The 15,047-nt window shown below is 64.4% G+C and carries 13 protein-coding genes and 3 pseudogenes; 10 read left to right on the top strand and 6 right to left on the bottom strand.

The genetic code is table 11. From position 1 onward, the window contains the following. Positions 1 to 55 precede the first annotated feature (55 nt). From B2U07_RS13420 to B2U07_RS13395, 6 genes are all read left to right on the top strand, one after another. The gene (locus tag B2U07_RS13420; protein WP_296277120.1) at positions 56 to 919 is read left to right on the top strand and encodes a YicC/YloC family endoribonuclease; all 864 of its coding nucleotides are present in this window, start codon (positions 56 to 58) and stop codon (positions 917 to 919) included. A gap of 147 nt (positions 920 to 1,066) precedes the next feature. Further along, entirely contained in the window at positions 1,067 to 1,687 is a 621-nt protein-coding gene (gene gmk / locus B2U07_RS13415; protein WP_296277119.1) for a guanylate kinase, read from the top strand. 150 nt (positions 1,688 to 1,837) lie between these two features. After that, positions 1,838 to 2,101: a DNA-directed RNA polymerase subunit omega gene (rpoZ, locus tag B2U07_RS13410; protein WP_003242550.1), complete on the top strand. Its 264-nt coding sequence runs from the start codon at positions 1,838 to 1,840 to the stop codon at positions 2,099 to 2,101. A 63-nt stretch (positions 2,102 to 2,164) separates the two neighbouring features. Next, entirely contained in the window at positions 2,165 to 4,276 is a 2,112-nt protein-coding gene (gene spoT / locus B2U07_RS13405; protein ID WP_143501953.1) for a bifunctional GTP diphosphokinase/guanosine-3',5'-bis pyrophosphate 3'-pyrophosphohydrolase, read from the top strand. Positions 4,277 to 4,344: 68 nt separating this feature from the next. Next, on the top strand, positions 4,345 to 4,725 hold the full coding sequence (locus B2U07_RS13400; RefSeq protein WP_296277118.1) for a RidA family protein: 381 nt from the start codon (positions 4,345 to 4,347) through the stop codon (positions 4,723 to 4,725). Positions 4,726 to 4,781: 56 nt separating this feature from the next. Further along, positions 4,782 to 5,507 (top strand): hypothetical protein, encoded by a 726-nt coding sequence (locus B2U07_RS13395; protein WP_296277117.1) that lies wholly within the window; start codon positions 4,782 to 4,784, stop codon positions 5,505 to 5,507. A 37-nt stretch (positions 5,508 to 5,544) separates the two neighbouring features. Here the strand turns inward: B2U07_RS13395 and B2U07_RS13390 are convergent. Continuing rightward, a pseudogene (locus tag B2U07_RS13390) lies at positions 5,545 to 6,162 on the bottom strand (LysE family translocator). Between the two features lie 78 nt (positions 6,163 to 6,240). On the opposite strand from B2U07_RS13390, the pseudogene B2U07_RS13380 reads away from it, so the two are divergent. Next, positions 6,241 to 6,818: pseudogene (locus B2U07_RS13380) on the top strand (AAA family ATPase). Here B2U07_RS13380 and B2U07_RS13375 read toward each other — a convergent pair. After that, positions 6,781 to 7,580 (bottom strand): annotated as a pseudogene (locus B2U07_RS13375) (AraC family transcriptional regulator). The pseudogenes B2U07_RS13380 and B2U07_RS13375 sit on opposite strands and share 38 nt — an antisense overlap. 1 nt (position 7,581) lies before the next feature. After that, a complete protein-coding gene (locus B2U07_RS13370) occupies positions 7,582 to 8,439 on the bottom strand; it encodes an NAD-dependent epimerase/dehydratase family protein (protein ID WP_275547771.1) in 858 nt (285 codons plus the stop codon). Between the two features lie 251 nt (positions 8,440 to 8,690). Between B2U07_RS13370 and B2U07_RS13365 the strand changes: the two genes are divergently transcribed. From B2U07_RS13365 to B2U07_RS13355, 3 genes are all read left to right on the top strand, one after another. Continuing rightward, entirely contained in the window at positions 8,691 to 9,620 is a 930-nt protein-coding gene (locus B2U07_RS13365; RefSeq protein ID WP_017360510.1) for a hydrogen peroxide-inducible genes activator, read from the top strand. Positions 9,621 to 9,628: 8 nt separating this feature from the next. After that, positions 9,629 to 11,704 carry an ATP-dependent DNA helicase RecG gene (gene recG, locus B2U07_RS13360; RefSeq protein WP_275547772.1) on the top strand — a complete coding sequence of 692 codons (2,076 nt, stop codon included), beginning with the start codon at positions 9,629 to 9,631 and terminating at the stop codon, positions 11,702 to 11,704. Between the two features lie 91 nt (positions 11,705 to 11,795). Then, a complete protein-coding gene (locus B2U07_RS13355) occupies positions 11,796 to 13,202 on the top strand; it encodes an aminoacyl-tRNA deacylase and HDOD domain-containing protein (protein ID WP_296277116.1) in 1,407 nt (468 codons plus the stop codon). A gap of 18 nt (positions 13,203 to 13,220) precedes the next feature. Here the strand turns inward: B2U07_RS13355 and B2U07_RS13350 are convergent, their stop codons facing one another. The 3 genes from B2U07_RS13350 to B2U07_RS13340 all read right to left on the bottom strand — a co-directional run bounded on the left by B2U07_RS13350 (position 13,221) and on the right by B2U07_RS13340 (position 14,873). Then, complete coding sequence (locus B2U07_RS13350; protein WP_275547774.1) at positions 13,221 to 13,973, bottom strand: hypothetical protein; 753 nt, start codon at positions 13,971 to 13,973, stop codon at positions 13,221 to 13,223. 82 nt (positions 13,974 to 14,055) lie between these two features. Continuing rightward, positions 14,056 to 14,451: a helicase gene (locus tag B2U07_RS13345; protein WP_296277115.1), complete on the bottom strand. Its 396-nt coding sequence runs from the start codon at positions 14,449 to 14,451 to the stop codon at positions 14,056 to 14,058. Between the two features lie 149 nt (positions 14,452 to 14,600). Next, positions 14,601 to 14,873, bottom strand: coding sequence for an HU family DNA-binding protein (locus B2U07_RS13340; RefSeq protein WP_003242571.1), 273 nt, complete (start codon positions 14,871 to 14,873; stop codon positions 14,601 to 14,603). Positions 14,874 to 15,047 lie beyond the last annotated feature (174 nt).

The raw sequence follows: 15,047 nt of genomic DNA, 5'->3' as shown, positions 1-15,047 counted from the left end.
AGGCGCCGTGAGCTACAATCCTGCGTTTTTCGAGCTGACTTTCGCGAGGTATCCCATGGTTCACAGCATGACGGCCTTTGCCCGCAACGAGCAGGCAACCGCCCACGGCACACTGAGCTGGGAACTGCGCTCGGTCAACCACCGCTACCTCGAGCCGCATCTGCGCCTGCCCGAGGCGTTCCGCGATCTCGAAGGCGCGGCGCGCGAAGCCCTGCGCCAGGGTCTGTCGCGCGGCAAGGTGGAATGCACCCTGCGCTTCGCCGAAGAGAGTGCCGGCAAGCAACTGCAGGTCGACAGCGAGCGCGCGCGCCAGCTGATCACTGCCGCTGAGCAGGTCGCTGCGCTGATTCAGCAACCGGCGCCGCTCAACCCGCTGGAAGTGTTGGCCTGGCCCGGCGTACTGGTGGCCGACTCGGACGATCCGCAGGCGCTCAACGCCGCCGCAATGAAGCTGTTCGACCAGGCATTGGGCGAACTCAAGGCCAGCCGCGCCCGCGAAGGCGCCGAGCTGGCCAAGCTGCTCAACGAGCGCCTCGACAGCATCCTCGATGAAGTCGCTGCCCTGCGCGAGTTGGTGCCGCAGATGCTCGCCGGCCAGCGCCAGAAGATCGAAACCCGCTTCGCCGAGATGCAGGCCGAGCTCGACCCGCAACGCCTGGAGCAGGAACTGGTGCTGCTGGCACAGAAGAGCGACGTAGCCGAGGAACTGGATCGCCTGAGCACTCACGTCAGCGAAGTGCGTCGCGTGCTCAAGGCCGGCGGAGCTGCCGGGCGGCGCCTGGACTTCCTGATGCAGGAGCTCAACCGCGAGGCCAATACCCTCGGTTCCAAGGCCTTCGACCCGCGCAGCACGCAGGCTGCGGTCAACCTGAAGGTTTTGATCGAGCAGATGCGCGAGCAGGTTCAGAATATCGAGTAAAAACTACTGCGCTAGGCTATGCCGCGTTGAAATCAGGTTCGAAATGCTCATTTACAGCCGTAAACTCCGCTTTCTCACCTGATTTCGCCTTGCCTAGCCGTCGCTCGCTACGTTTTAAAATCCCGCAAGATTTCTCAGGATGTTTTCATGGCCATCACCACCGGCACCCTCTATATCGTTTCCGCACCCTCGGGCGCCGGCAAGACCAGCCTGGTCAAGGCGCTGATCGAAAGCGAACCGCTGATTCGCGTCTCGGTTTCGCACACCACGCGCGCCATGCGGCCGGGCGAGCAGGACGGAGTCAACTATCACTTCGTCGACCATGCGCAGTTCAGCGCCATGATCGAGCGCAGCGAGTTCCTCGAGCACGCCCAGGTCTTCGACAACTTCTACGGCACCTCGCAGAAGTGGGTCGAGCAGACCCTGGCCGAAGGTTTCGACCTGATCCTGGAGATCGACTGGCAGGGCGCGCAGCAGGTACGCAAACTGATGCCTCAGGCCAAGTCCATCTTCATCCTGCCGCCGACCCAGGAAGCGCTGCGCCATCGCCTGACCAACCGCGGCCAGGACAGCGGCGAGATCATCGAGCGCCGTATGCGCGAGGCGGTCAGCGAAATGAGCCACTACGTCGAGTACGACTACCTGGTGATCAACGATGACTTCAATCACGCCCTGAGCGATCTGAAAGCCATCTTCCGCAGCAACCAGTTGGCGCAGACTCAGCAGCAGCAGCGCCATGCCGGCCTGCTCAGCGAACTGCTGGCATAAGAGCAGCCGCAAGCTTCAAGCCACAAGCTGCAAGTAAAAGCAAGGCCGGCTTGGCTCCTACTTGTAGATTGAAGCTTGAAGCTGCTTTACAATATCCAGTCCGCTCGCCCGCTCGGGCCAAGCTTATCCGCACAAGTTACGAGGAACACCATGGCTCGCGTTACCGTCGAAGATTGCCTGGACAACGTTGATAACCGCTTCGAACTGGTCATGCTCGCGACCAAGCGTTCGCGCCAGCTGGCCACCGGCGGCAAAGAGCCGAAAGTGGCTTGGGAAAACGACAAGCCCACCGTAGTGGCTCTCCGCGAAATCGCTGCCGGCCTGGTGGACTATGAAGTCGTCGCCCAGGAAGACATCGTCGAAGAAGAACCGCTGTTCGCTGCCTTCGAGGAAGAGGCCAACGAGCCTCTGTAAGTCGATGATGCCGGGTCGAAGTCGCGCGGCGCGGGGCCACAGCTGCCAACGGGAGAGTCTCCCATGGCTGGCATAGACGCTCTCGCCGACCGACTTTCGGCCTACCTCGGCCATGATCAGGTCAACCTGGTTCGCCGAGCCTACTTCTACGCCGAACAGGCGCACGATGGCCAACGCCGCCGCAGTGGCGAAGCCTACGTGACCCATCCGCTGGCCGTGGCCAGCATTCTCGCCGACATGCACATGGATCATCAGAGCCTGATGGCCGCCATGCTGCACGACGTCATCGAAGACACCGGCATCGCCAAGGAAGCGCTCAACGCGCAGTTCGGCGAGACCGTGGCCGAACTGGTCGACGGGGTCAGCAAGCTGACCCAGATGAACTTCGAGACCAAGGCCGAGGCGCAGGCCGAGAACTTCCAGAAGATGGCCATGGCCATGGCCCGCGACATCCGCGTGATTCTGGTCAAGCTCGCCGACCGTCTGCACAACATGCGCACCCTCGATGCCATGCCGCACGAGAAAAGCCGGCGCATCGCCAAGGAAACCCTGGAAATCTACGCGCCCATCGCCAACCGACTGGGCATGCACAACATGCGCGTGGAATTCGAAGACCTGGGCTTCAAGGCCATGCACCCGATGCGCTCCGAGCGCATCCGCGCCGCCGTGCGCCGCGCTCGGGGCAACCGTAAGGAAATCGTGGCCAAGATCGAGGAATCGATCCAGATGTGCCTGCAACGCGAAGGCATGGAAGGCGAGGTGATCGGCCGCGAGAAGCACCTCTACAGCATCTACCAGAAGATGCGCGGCAAGCGTAAGGCATTCAACGAGATCATGGACGTCTACGCCTTCCGCATCATCGTCGACAAGGTCGACACCTGCTACCGCGTGCTCGGCGCCGTGCACAACCTGTACAAGCCGCTGCCCGGGCGCTTCAAGGATTACATCGCGATTCCCAAGGCCAACGGCTACCAGTCGCTGCACACCACGCTGTTCGGCATGCATGGCGTGCCCATCGAAATCCAGATCCGCACCCGCGAGATGGAAGAGATGGCCAACAACGGCATCGCCGCGCACTGGCTGTACAAGTCCAACGACGACGAAGTGCCCAAGGGCAACCATGCCCGTGCACGGCAGTGGGTCAAGGGTGTACTGGAACTGCAGCAGCGCGCCGGCAACTCGCTGGAATTCATCGAGAGCGTGAAGATCGACCTGTTCCCGGACGAGGTCTACGTGTTCACGCCCAAGGGCCGCATCATGGAGCTGCCGAAAGGCTCCACCGCGGTCGACTTCGCCTACGCGGTGCATACCGACGTCGGCAATACCTGCATCGCCTGCCGCATCAACCGCCGCCTGGCACCGCTGTCGCAGGCGCTGGAAAGCGGCTCGACGGTGGAAATCGTCACCGCGCCGGGCGCCCGGCCGAATCCGGCCTGGCTCAACTTCGTGGTCACCGGCAAGGCGCGCACGCACATCCGCCACGCCCTCAAGCAGCAGCGCCGCTCGGAATCCATCAGCCTCGGCGAACGCCTGCTGAACAAGGTCCTGGCCAGCTTCGACACGCACCTGGAGAAGATTGCCCCCGAGCGCGTACAGGCGGTGCTCGGCGAATACCGCCAGGAAGTCATCGAGGATCTGCTCGAAGACATCGGCCTGGGCAATCGCATGGCCTATGTCGTGGCCCGTCGTCTGCTGGCCGAGAGTGGCGACGAGACCCTGCCGAGCAGCGAAGGGCCGCTGGCGATCCGTGGCACCGAAGGCCTGGTGATGAGCTACGCCAAGTGCTGCACGCCGATTCCGGGCGACCCCATCGTCGGCTACCTGTCCGCCGGCAAGGGCATGGTGGTGCACATGGAGAGCTGCCGGAACATCGTCGACATCCGCCACAACCCGGAAAAGTGCATCCAGCTCAATTGGGCCAAGGACGTCACCGGCGAATTCAACGTCGAACTGCGCGTCGAACTGGAGCACCAGCGCGGCCTGATCGCCCTGCTGGCCAGCAGCGTCAATGCCGCCGATGGCAACATCGAGAAGATCAGCATGGACGAACGCGACGGCCGCATCAGCGTCGTGCAGCTGGTGGTCAGCGTGCATGACCGCGTGCACCTGGCCCGGGTGATCAAGAAACTGCGCGCGCTCAAGGGCGTGATGCGTATCACCCGAGTACGCGCCTGACACAATTCCCCTATTTCCAGCCTGTAGGCTGGGCGCTCGACCCAGCCAGTTCTCACAAGGAGCGATTCATGAGCAAGACCGTCATCAACAGCGACAAGGCCCCCGCCGCCATCGGCACCTACTCCCAGGCGATCAAGGCCGGCAATACCGTCTACATGTCCGGCCAGATTCCGCTGGATCCGGTGAGCATGGAGCTGGTCGAAGGCTTCGAAGCACAGACCGTGCAGGTGTTCGAGAACCTCAAGGCCGTTGCCGAAGCCGCCGGCGGCTCGTTCAAGGACATCGTCAAGCTGAACATCTTCCTCACCGATCTCTCGCACTTCGCCAAGGTCAATGAGGTGATGGGCCGCTACTTCGAGCAACCCTACCCGGCGCGCGCCGCCATCGGTGTGGCCGCCCTGCCGAAGGGTGCACAGGTGGAAATGGACGCCATCCTGGTCATCGAATAAGTCGTTCGAGCGGGGCACGTGGCCCCGCTCTCCCCTTCCCCGGCATGGAGATCGCCATGCGTCTGCTTGCTCTGCTGTTATTGACCGCCCTGCTCGGCGGCTGCGCCAGCGCGCCGAACAACGACCCGAGCGGAACCTGGATCAACCAGGCGGCCATCGATGCCGCACGCGAAAGCGGTCGCCTGCGCGAAGCCCTGCTCGCCTACGGCCCCAACCTCGAATGGCAGATCGACCCCGAACAACGTCAGGCCAGCTACAGCAACGGCTTCGAACTGGCCGAGGGCAGGCTGCAGAGCGCAGGGGAAGGCCGCTGGCAGGTAACCTTCTATGGCAACTACAAGGAGCAGCTTGCCATTCAGAACGGCGAACTGGTGCAGATCGCCAGCGGCTACTGGCCCGAACAGCACTTCGCCCGTGTTTCCGGCGAGTCCAAAGCGCTGGGCAGCAGCTTCGAACAGGCGCTGTACCGCGACTACCTGGGCGGCGACTGGCTGATCGAAGAAGGCCTCGGCCAGGGCGGCCTGGTGCGCTTCAACAGCGACGGTCAAGTCCAGGGCCTGCCTGGCGCCGAACGCTTCGCCCTGTGCCTGGCGGGTGATTGCGCGGCCATGAGCGGCGAACATGATAGCATCTGGCTGCAGGCCGGCGAGCAGGGCAGCCCCTGGCTGTTCGTTCACGAAGGCAATCAGCTGCGCATCTTCGAAGCGCAGAACCGCGCCCAGTTCGACGAAATGCCCGAGTACCAGCCCGGCCCGCAGCGCTGGTTGCTCAAGCGCCGCTGATCGCAATGCGCCGCCCGGAAAAAGGAGCGGCGCCACGCTACAAGGCACCCAGCAACAACCAGCCACCCAGCGCCAGCAGCAAGCCGCCACAGCCACGGTCCAGCCAGCGCACCCTACGCTGCAACCAGCTGCGCCAACGCGCCTGATCGAGCAGGCGCACCAGCGCCAGATCCCAGAACAGCACCACCAGGGTCATCCACAGCATCGCCAGGCCCACCCCCATGCCGGCATCGCCGACTCGCGCAGCACCCCGAACAGCCCGGCGTAGAACAGCGGTAATTTGGGGTTGAGGCTGCTGGCCAGAAGAACCCTGACGCATGCCCTTCCACACCCCGCCCAGCCTCAGCTGATCACCCTGCGGCAGGACCAGATCCCGCCGTGAGGCCAGCGCCTGCAGGCCGATCCAGGCGAAATACAGCCCGCCGACAACCTGCAGTCCGCGCCACAGCCAACTGCCCTCGGCGGGCAACAACGCCATGACGAACAACACCAGTAGCATGCTCAGCAGATTGGCCAGGGCGATGCCGCAGGCACAACCGTCGGCCTGCCGCCGCCCTTTCGTCAGCGCGGTACGAATCAACAGAAAGAAGTCCGGGCCCGGCGACAGCAAGGCAGCGAAATGGGTACCGGCAACCAGCATAAACAACGCGAACATGGGACCTCCGTTTGGCGGAGGCAGTGTCGACAATGACCGGTAGCGCTGTATTGGAAAAAACTCAGAGGAGCCCACCACATGCCCTGTCACCCACCTTTGCATATCCTCACCGGCGGCCCCGGTAGCGGCAAGAGCAGCTTGCTGGCGGTCCTGGCCCAGGCGGACTACAGCGTCGCCGAGGAGGCCGGTCGGGCGATATCCGCGATCAGCAGTCCATCGCAGGCGCGGGGCTTCCCTGGCGCGACCCGAGCCTGTTCGCCGAACTGATGCTGGCTTGGGAGCTCAGGGCTCACCGCCAGGCACTGACGATGAAAGGTCCGGTGTTCTTCGACCGTAGCCTGGTCGATATCATCGGCTACCTGCGCCTGAACGACCTGCCGGTCGGCCAACATCTACTGCAAGCGGTGCGCCAGTTGCGTTACCACAGGCAGGTGTTCTTGCTGCCGCACTGGTCGCAGATTTACTGCAACGACAACGAGCGCCGCCAGGATGCGGCCGAGGCCGAACGAACCTGCGCGGTGATGCGTGAGGTTTATGTAGAAGCCGGTTATCAACTCATCGAGGTACCGCGGATGAGCCTGGCGCAGCGTCGCGACTTCGTGCTGCAGTGCAGCGGTCTCAACCCTTCGCTAACTCACGAAAACGCCCCGGCGTGACCCCGGTAAAGCGGCGAAAAACGCCGTTGAAATGCGCCTGGTCGTAGAAGCCCAGGCCCAGCGCGACCTCGGCCAGCGCCTGCCCCTTCATCAACCTGCGCTTGGCCTCACGCACCCGGCGCTGCAGCAGATAGGTATGCGGCGGCACGCCATAGGCACGACGAAACGCCTCGATCAGGTGACGTGGATGACGCTGCACCAGCGCGGCCAGTTGCTCCAGGCTGACGGCCTCGGTGTAGTGCGCTTCCAGGTAATCACGCAAATACGCTATCACTCCGCTGTCGCGTGATGCCGGCCGCGCCTGGCGCAAGCCGCCGTGACGCACGAACACCAGCTCCAACAGCGCCAGCAACTCGCTCTCCAGCGCCAGCGCATCGCCCCGCTCGAACTCGCCCGCCAGCCGCGCCAGGCCTGTCGCGACCTGACCGTCGTCATGCGGGTTGAGCGTACTGAAGCCATTGGGCAGACGCTTGCGGCCGAGCAGCGCGGGCAGACGCGACTCCTCGATATAAAGCATGCGATAGACCACCCGCGCAGACTCGGCGTGCCCGGTATGCGCCTCGTCCGGGCTCATCAGCGACAGGGTGCCGGCAGGCAGCGCATAGCGCTGACCACGGCACTGGTAGCCCCCGACACCCTGCACGATGGCGCCGATGGCAAAGGCATCGTGGCTGTGCCGGCCGAACGCCTGCCCGGAGAAATCGGCGTGAAACAGCTCGACGCCCGGCAACCAGGGCTGGCCAACAGGCTGTTGGCGCCCACCTCAGCGCTCGGCGAGGATCGCCGCATAACCCTCGCGATAGCTGGGATACTGCGGCGCCCAACCCAGCGCACGGACGCGGGCGTTGCTGCAACGCTTGCTGCCGGCTCGGCGCACGCGCTGTTCATCGCTCCAATGGCTGACGCCCAGTTGCTCACGCAACCAGCCCACCACTTCGTGCAACGGCGTCGGCTCGTCGTCGACACCCAGGTAACAATCAGCCAGGGGCATGCCCGCAGCGTCGGCTTGCAGCAGCGTGGCGAGCAGCCCCGCTGCGTCATCGACATGAATGCGGTTGCCATAGAGCGGTGGCGTCTCGCTGACCCGATAGCCGCCGCGCACCTGGCTCAGCAGCCATTCGCGACCGGGGCCGTAGAGGCCGGTCAGGCGCACCGTGGTCGCCGGCAGGCCGCTTTCCAGTGCCACACGCTCGGCCTCACGCATGATCACGGCGGAAAAACTCTGGGCTTCGGCCGGAGAGTCCTCGTCGATCCATTCGCCCTCCTGCTGCCCGTATACGCCGCTACTGGAGGCGAACAGAATGCGCCGGGGTCGCTGGCCATGCTGCGCCAGCCAGCCCAGCACGCGGCGCAGGCCATCGACATAAGCGGCGCGGTAGCCCGCTTCATCGTGCTGGGTCGCCGCCGCGCAGTACACCAGATAGTCCAGCTGACCCTGCGGCCAATCTCGCGGGCAGGCATCGGCATGCAGATCGCCCTCCAGCGCTTCGATGGCTGCCGGCAGCGCGGCCACGTTGCGGCGCATGCCCAGCACGCGCCAGCCCTGTTCGGCCATACGCAGACCAAGACGGGTACCGACGTCCCCGCACCCGGCGATCAGCAGGCTGTTGCATCCCGACATGCTTTTCTCCCTGACTTTTAAGCGAACGGGCAGTGTAACAGGCCGCTTGAAAACCTCGGCGACGACTGCATGGATGCAGAGGTAGAGCGAAGCAGGACACCCGAGCCGAGGCAGTTAGCGGACCGCATCGGCTGTAGGGAAAAGGGCGCCGCAAACGAGAAAGTCGAGATAGTTTTGCAACAGCCTATTAGCGCGGTTGGTTCATCTGTTTGCAAAGGCTATGCTTGGCGGCAACTTAATGGATAAACACTATGACCCTCACCGAGCTGCGCTACATCGTCACCCTTGCCCAGGAACAGCATTTCGGCCGCGCCGCCGAGCGCTGCCATGTCAGCCAGCCGACCTTGTCGGTCGGCGTGAAGAAGCTGGAGGACGAGCTCGGTGTGCTGATCTTCGAGCGCAGCAAGAGCGCCGTGCGCCTGACACCGGTCGGCGAAGGCATCGTCACCCAGGCGCAGAAGGTGCTGGAGCAGGCCCAGGGCATTCGCGAGCTGGCCCAGGCCGGCAAGAACCAGTTGGCCGCGCCGCTGAAGATCGGCGCGATCTACACCGTCGGCCCCTACTTGTTCCCGCACCTGATTCCGCAGCTGCACCGGGTCGCTCCGGACATGCCGCTGTACATCGAGGAAAATTTCACCCACATCCTGCGCGACAAGCTGCGCACCGGCGAGCTGGACGCCATCATCATCGCCCTGCCCTTTCAGGAAGCCGATGTACTGACCAAGCCGCTGTACGACGAGCCGTTCTACGCTCTCCTGCCAGCCGGCCACCCCTGGGCGGCGATGGAAACCATCGACACCAAGCTGCTCAACGACAAGAGCCTGCTGCTGCTCGGCGAAGGCCACTGCTTCCGCGATCAGGTGCTGGAAGCCTGCCCGACCCTGCGCAAGGGCGGTGATGACCACGGCAAGCACACCACGGTGGAGTCCAGCTCGCTGGAAACCATCCGCCATATGGTCGCCTCCGGCCTGGGCGTGTCGATCCTGCCGTTCTCGGCGGTGGACAGCCATCACTATGCGCCTGGCGTGATCGAAGTGCGTCCGCTCAGCGCGCCAGTGCCGTTCCGTACCGTGGCCATCGCCTGGCGCGCCAGCTTCCCGCGGCCCAACGCCATCGAAGTACTGGCCGACTCCATCCGCCTCTGCTCGGTCGCCCGCAGCCCGCAGACCAAGAGCGCCTGAGGCCGGAAGTGAGCGAGCTGTCAGCGGTTTCCGTCACCGAGCTGAAAGGCGTAGGCGCCGCGCTGGCGGAAAAACTCGCCAAGGTCGGCCTGGAAAACCTGCAGGACGTGCTGTTCCACCTGCCGCTGCGCTACCAGGATCGCACCCGCATCACCCCCATCGGCGCGCTGCGCCCCGGGCAGGATGCGGTGGTCGAAGGCATCGTCGCAGGTGCCGACGTGGTCATGGGCCGCCGGCGCAGCCTGCTGGTGCGCCTGCAGGACGGCAGCGGCACCCTGAGCCTGCGCTTCTTCCACTTCAGCCAGGCGCAGAAGGAAGGCCTCAAGCGCGGCACCGCCCTGCGCTGCTACGGTGAAGTACGCCCCGGCGCCACCGGCCTGGAGATCTACCACCCGGAGTACCGCGCACAGAGCGGTGACGAAGCGGCGCCGGTGGAACAGAGCCTTACGCCCATCTACCCGACCACCGAAGGCCTGACCCAACAGCGCCTGCGCCAGCTCAGCCAGCAGGCATTGGCGCGGCTCGGCCCGCGCAGCCTGCCGGACTGGCTGCCCGACGAGCTGGCCCGCGACTATCGCCTGGCGCCCCTGGATGAGGCCATTCGCTACCTGCACAGGCCGCCGCCAGACGCTGATGTCGAAGAACTCGCCGAGGGTCGTCACTGGGCGCAACACCGCCTGGCCTTCGAAGAACTGCTGACTCACCAGTTATCCCTGCAGCGCCTGCGCGAACAGGTGCGCGCGCAACAGGCGCCGGCGCTGCCGCCGGCGAAAAAGCTGCCGCAGCAATACCTGGCCAACCTCGGCTTCGCCCCCACCGGCGCGCAGCAGCGCGTCAGCGCCGAGATTGCATACGACCTGGCGCAAAGCGAGCCGATGCTGCGGCTGGTGCAGGGCGACGTCGGCGCCGGCAAGACGGTGGTCGCCGCCCTGGCCGCGCTGCAGGCGCTGGAAGCCGATTATCAGGTGGCGCTGATGGCGCCCACTGAAATTCTTGCCGAGCAGCACTTCCTCAACTTCAGCAAATGGCTGGCACCACTTGGCCTGGAAGTGGCCTGGCTGGCCGGCAAGCTCAAGGGCAAGGCCCGCGCCGCCGCACTGGAACAGATCGCCGGCGGCTGCCCGATGGTGGTCGGCACCCACGCGCTGTTCCAGGAGGAAGTAAAGTTCAAGCGCCTGGCCCTGGTGATCATCGACGAGCAGCATCGCTTTGGCGTGCAGCAACGCCTGGCCCTGCGCCGGAAAGGCATCGACGGGCGCTTGAGCCCGCATCAGCTGATCATGACCGCCACGCCCATTCCACGCACCCTGGCGATGAGCGCCTACGCCGATCTGGACACCTCGATCCTCGACGAACTGCCGCCCGGACGCACGCCGGTCAATACCCTGGTGATCGCCGACAGCCGCCGCGATGAGGTCGTCGAACGGGTGCGCAACGCCTGCCAGCAGGGCCGCCAGGCCTACTGGGTGTGCACCCTGATCGAAGAATCCGAAGAGCTCACCTGCCAGGCTGCGGAAACCAGCTTCGAGGAACTCTCCACCGCGCTCGGCGAGCTGCGCGTCGGGCTGATCCACGGACGCATGAAACCGGCCGAGAAGGCCGCGGTAATGGACGAGTTCAAGCAGGGTCACCTGCAGCTGCTGGTGGCCACCACGGTGATCGAGGTGGGCGTCGACGTGCCCAACGCCAGCCTGATGATCATCGAGAACCCCGAGCGCCTCGGTCTGGCCCAGTTGCACCAGTTGCGCGGCCGGGTTGGTCGGGGCAGTGCGGCCAGCCACTGCGTGCTGCTCTACCACGCGCCGCTGTCGCAGCTCGGCCGCGAACGCCTGGCGATCATGCGTGAAACCACCGATGGCTTCGTTATCGCCGAGAAAGACCTGGAACTGCGTGGCCCCGGCGAAATGCTCGGCACCCGGCAAACCGGTCTGCTGCAGTTCAAGGTCGCCGATCTGATGCGCGACGCCGATCTGCTACCTGCGGTTCGCGATGCCGCGCAGGCACTTCTGGAACATTGGCCACAACATGTGGCTCCATTGCTGGAACGCTGGTTGCGTCATGGCCAGCAATACGGTCAAGTGTGAACCTGTTCACAGGACAACCGTCGCCACGAACCATTGCGCAAATCCTCGCTGGTTATACTCCGAGGCATATGCGCCAACGCTGGATATCGATATGACTGAAGCTGCCCTCGCCGCCAACGCCACTGCGCAACCGCCCGCCGTGATCGTGCAACTGCTGGAGAAACTCGCCGTACCCTACCAGGTGCGTGCGGAGCGACCAGGCCAGCCGAGCGAGGCGCGCCTGCAGGCCGTACTGGTGGACGATGCCGTCGGCGCGCTGCTGGTGCTCTACCCGCGCAGCCACCTGCTGGATCTGTCGCGTCTGGCGGAACTGACCGGGCGTCAGCTCACTGCGGTCAAACCCGAGCGCCTGGAGCGCATGCTCGGCAAGCACAACCTGGCCGCCCTGCCTGGCCTGCCACCGCTGACCAGTTCGCCCTGCCTCTATGAAGAGCGCCTGCTGCAGGTACCCAGCCTACTGATCGACTCCGGCCAGCCCGGCGTGTTGCTGGAAGTCCCCACCGAAGCCTTCAAGACGCTGCTGAGCAAGGCCAGCGCCGCGCGTTTCGGTGAGCCGGTTAGCGCGATCAAACCGAATCTGGATCGCCCGCATGATGACCGCGCGGAGATTACCCAGGCCGTGCAGGCCTTTACCGCGCGGCGCATCCAGCAGCGCCTGGAAGAAACCATCGAGATTCCGCCACTGCCGGAAACCGCGCAGAAGATCATCAAGCTGCGGGTCGATCCCAATGCCACGGTGGACGATATCACCGGTGTGGTCGAGACCGACCCGGCACTGGCGGCCCAGGTGGTCAGCTGGGCCGCCTCGCCCTACTACGCCGCGCCCGGCAGGATTCGCTCGGTGGAAGATGCCATCGTCCGCGTGCTGGGCTTCGACCTGGTGATCAACCTGGCGCTAGGCCTGGCCCTGGGCAAGACCCTGAGCCTGCCCAAGGACCAGCCGCAACACGCCACGCCCTACTGGCAACAGGCGATCTACACCGCCGCGGTGATCGAAGGCCTGACCCGCGCCATGCCGCGCGCACAACGCCCGGAAGCCGGCCTGACCTACCTTGCCGGCCTCCTGCACAACTTCGGTTATCTGGTCCTGGCGCACGTCTTCCCGCCGCACTTTTCGCTGATCTGCCGTCATCTGGAGGTCAACCCGCATCTGTCGCACAGCCATATCGAGCAGCACCTGCTGGGCATCACCCGCGAGCAGATCGGTGCCTGGCTGATGCGCCACTGGGATATGCCGGAGGAGCTGTCCAGCGCCCTGCGCTTCCAGCACGACCCGTCCTATGCCGGTGACAGCGCGGCCTTCCCCAATCTGGTGTGCCTGGCGGTCAGCCTGCTGCGTAACCGTGGCATCGGCGCCGGGCCGCAGAGCGATATTCCAGATGACCTGTTCGAGGCCCTGGGCGTGAGCCGGGAAAAAGCCGAAGACGCAGTCAGCAAGGTGCTCAGTGCCGAGGTCGCCCTGCGCGAGCTGGCGGCGCAGTATCAGCATCCACTCTGACAGCGCCCGGCTCGATCATTACGGCTTGCCGGCCCGCTTGCGCAGTTGTTCACGACGCTCGGCGAACAGCTGCGGCACCACTTCCAGGCTGATGGCGAGCAGTTGGCTGACGCTGGCGTGCTCGTACAGCGCCGCATACTCGGCGAGTTGATCGCTGGGCATCTGCCGATAGGCATAGAACATGAAGGTTTCCACTGCCTGCTCGCTGGACTGGCGAATGGCATCGGCCTGCTTCTGCGTCTGCGCCTGCAGCTCGGCCTCAGCGAGATTCTCGCCCCGCGCCCTTAGCGCCAGCAGTGCCTGGGTCTTGCCGACTTCGTAACGCAGCAGGCTGGCCAACTCGGTGGTGCGCGCAGCCGCATCGAGCCGCTTGATCAACTCCAGGCGCGCGCCTCGTGGCGGTTGCGCCTGCAGCCGTTGGCGATACTCAGCCAGGCCTTCGGGCTGCTCGCCAACCGCACTCTCGGCAGCGGTGAAGCGCTGCGCCAGTGGACTGTCGAGACGCTCATGAGCCTGCTCGGCTTGCGTAGCATCGAAACGGGATCCGACCCGTTTAGCCAAATCGAGACAAAACGCCTCGCTCGCGAACAGTCGCGCAAGGCGTTTCTGTTCGGCATCACCCTGGCCGCGCTGCAGCAGCGGCGCACTCTGCTCGCAGAGTAGATGGATGCCCGCCAGCTCGAACAACGGCAACAGGGTCTTGGCGGAGGCTGGCTCGGCTCGCGCCGTGACGGCGGCCAGCAACAGCAGGGGCAGGAGGAAAAGGCGCATGCTCAGGCTTTCCACAGGAACGTGCCTGGCAGCCTAACCAAAGCGCAGCGTCGCGGCCAGCCGCGACGCGAATTGGTGCTTATCAGGCAGCCTTTTTGGGTGCCTCGGTCTTCTTCTTTGGCATCAGGTACTTGGTAAGCCCCTGGAACCACATGACCAGCGCCGGATTGCCCTGGATCTGGATGTCCTTGTTCTGGATACCCTGCATGAAGGCCAGCTGCTTGTTCTTCGCAGTCATGGTTTCGAAGCCGTAGACGGCGTCCTTGAAACCAATGGCGAAAGCGGGCTCTTGAGCCACACCGCGTTTGCTGGTGACGCGCTGACCGGCCACGATGAAGTGGCGGGCGACCTTTCCATCCAGGGGATGCAGTTGAAAGACCATGTCGCGACCTTCGAGCTGCTGGCGGAATGCCGGATTTTCACGGCTGGCCTTGGCCATCAGGCGGCCCAGCATCCACAAAAGAAAACGGAATTTCATGCACAGGCCCTCGTGATCGAAGATGATGGGCGCGCATTGTAGTGGTTTTTCAGCAAGACTACAGCCTGGCGAAAGCATGCCTGCGATGGCTGGTGAGGTAAGCAGACTGCGTAGGGGATCCCGGAGCCGAGCGGCTCCGGGCAGCGGGCTCAGTTGACCGCGTCTTTCAGGGACTTGCCCGGTTTGAAGGCAACGGTGTTGCTGGCCTTGATCTTCACCGGTTGGCCGGTTTGCGGGTTCTTGCCCGTACGGGCGCCACGGTGGCGCTGAACGAATGTGCCGAAACCAACCAGGGTGACACTGTCCTTGCGGTTCAGTGCACCGGTGATTTCTTCCAGTACGGCGTTGAGTACACGATTGGCCTGATCCTTGGTCAGATCAGCCTTTTCGGCGATGGCGGCGGCGAGTTCCGGTTTGCGCATAGATGCCTCTTTGACGGTTTTTTGTTGTTGTGTCCGTGCTGTTCTTCCAGAACAGCGCCCAAGGCGCCGCAACAGCTCTGCGCTGCGGCAGACCCTTGGGAGAATGGCATGCCGCATCGCGCCGCGCCAGTCTCGCCCGCCACTTTAACCAGGCAAATTCGTGGCGTATCCGAC

The organism is Pseudomonas sp. UBA7530 (assembly GCF_002479365.1).
GTDB lineage: Bacteria > Pseudomonadota > Gammaproteobacteria > Pseudomonadales > Pseudomonadaceae > Aquipseudomonas.
The sequence above is the reverse complement of the archived record's forward strand: the minus strand, read 5'-3'. Positions and strand labels throughout refer to the sequence as shown.

Excerpts from the sequence above, each read along its gene's own strand:
- rpoZ (WP_003242550.1), top strand. The coding sequence starts at position 1,838 with ATGGCTCGCGTTACCGTCGAAGATTGCCTGGACAACGTTGATAACCGC.
- spoT (WP_143501953.1), top strand. The coding sequence starts at position 2,165 with ATGGCTGGCATAGACGCTCTCGCCGACCGACTTTCGGCCTACCTCGGC.
- B2U07_RS13345 (WP_296277115.1), bottom strand. The coding sequence starts at position 14,451 with ATGAAATTCCGTTTTCTTTTGTGGATGCTGGGCCGCCTGATGGCCAAG.
- gmk (WP_296277119.1), top strand. The coding sequence starts at position 1,067 with ATGGCCATCACCACCGGCACCCTCTATATCGTTTCCGCACCCTCGGGC.
- B2U07_RS13340 (WP_003242571.1), bottom strand. The coding sequence starts at position 14,873 with ATGCGCAAACCGGAACTCGCCGCCGCCATCGCCGAAAAGGCTGATCTG.
- B2U07_RS13365 (WP_017360510.1), top strand. The coding sequence starts at position 8,691 with ATGACCCTCACCGAGCTGCGCTACATCGTCACCCTTGCCCAGGAACAG.
- B2U07_RS13400 (WP_296277118.1), top strand. The coding sequence starts at position 4,345 with ATGAGCAAGACCGTCATCAACAGCGACAAGGCCCCCGCCGCCATCGGC.
- B2U07_RS13420 (WP_296277120.1), top strand. The coding sequence starts at position 56 with ATGGTTCACAGCATGACGGCCTTTGCCCGCAACGAGCAGGCAACCGCC.
- B2U07_RS13395 (WP_296277117.1), top strand. The coding sequence starts at position 4,782 with ATGCGTCTGCTTGCTCTGCTGTTATTGACCGCCCTGCTCGGCGGCTGC.
- B2U07_RS13355 (WP_296277116.1), top strand. The coding sequence starts at position 11,796 with ATGACTGAAGCTGCCCTCGCCGCCAACGCCACTGCGCAACCGCCCGCC.
- B2U07_RS13350 (WP_275547774.1), bottom strand. The coding sequence starts at position 13,973 with ATGCGCCTTTTCCTCCTGCCCCTGCTGTTGCTGGCCGCCGTCACGGCG.
- B2U07_RS13370 (WP_275547771.1), bottom strand. The coding sequence starts at position 8,439 with ATGTCGGGATGCAACAGCCTGCTGATCGCCGGGTGCGGGGACGTCGGT.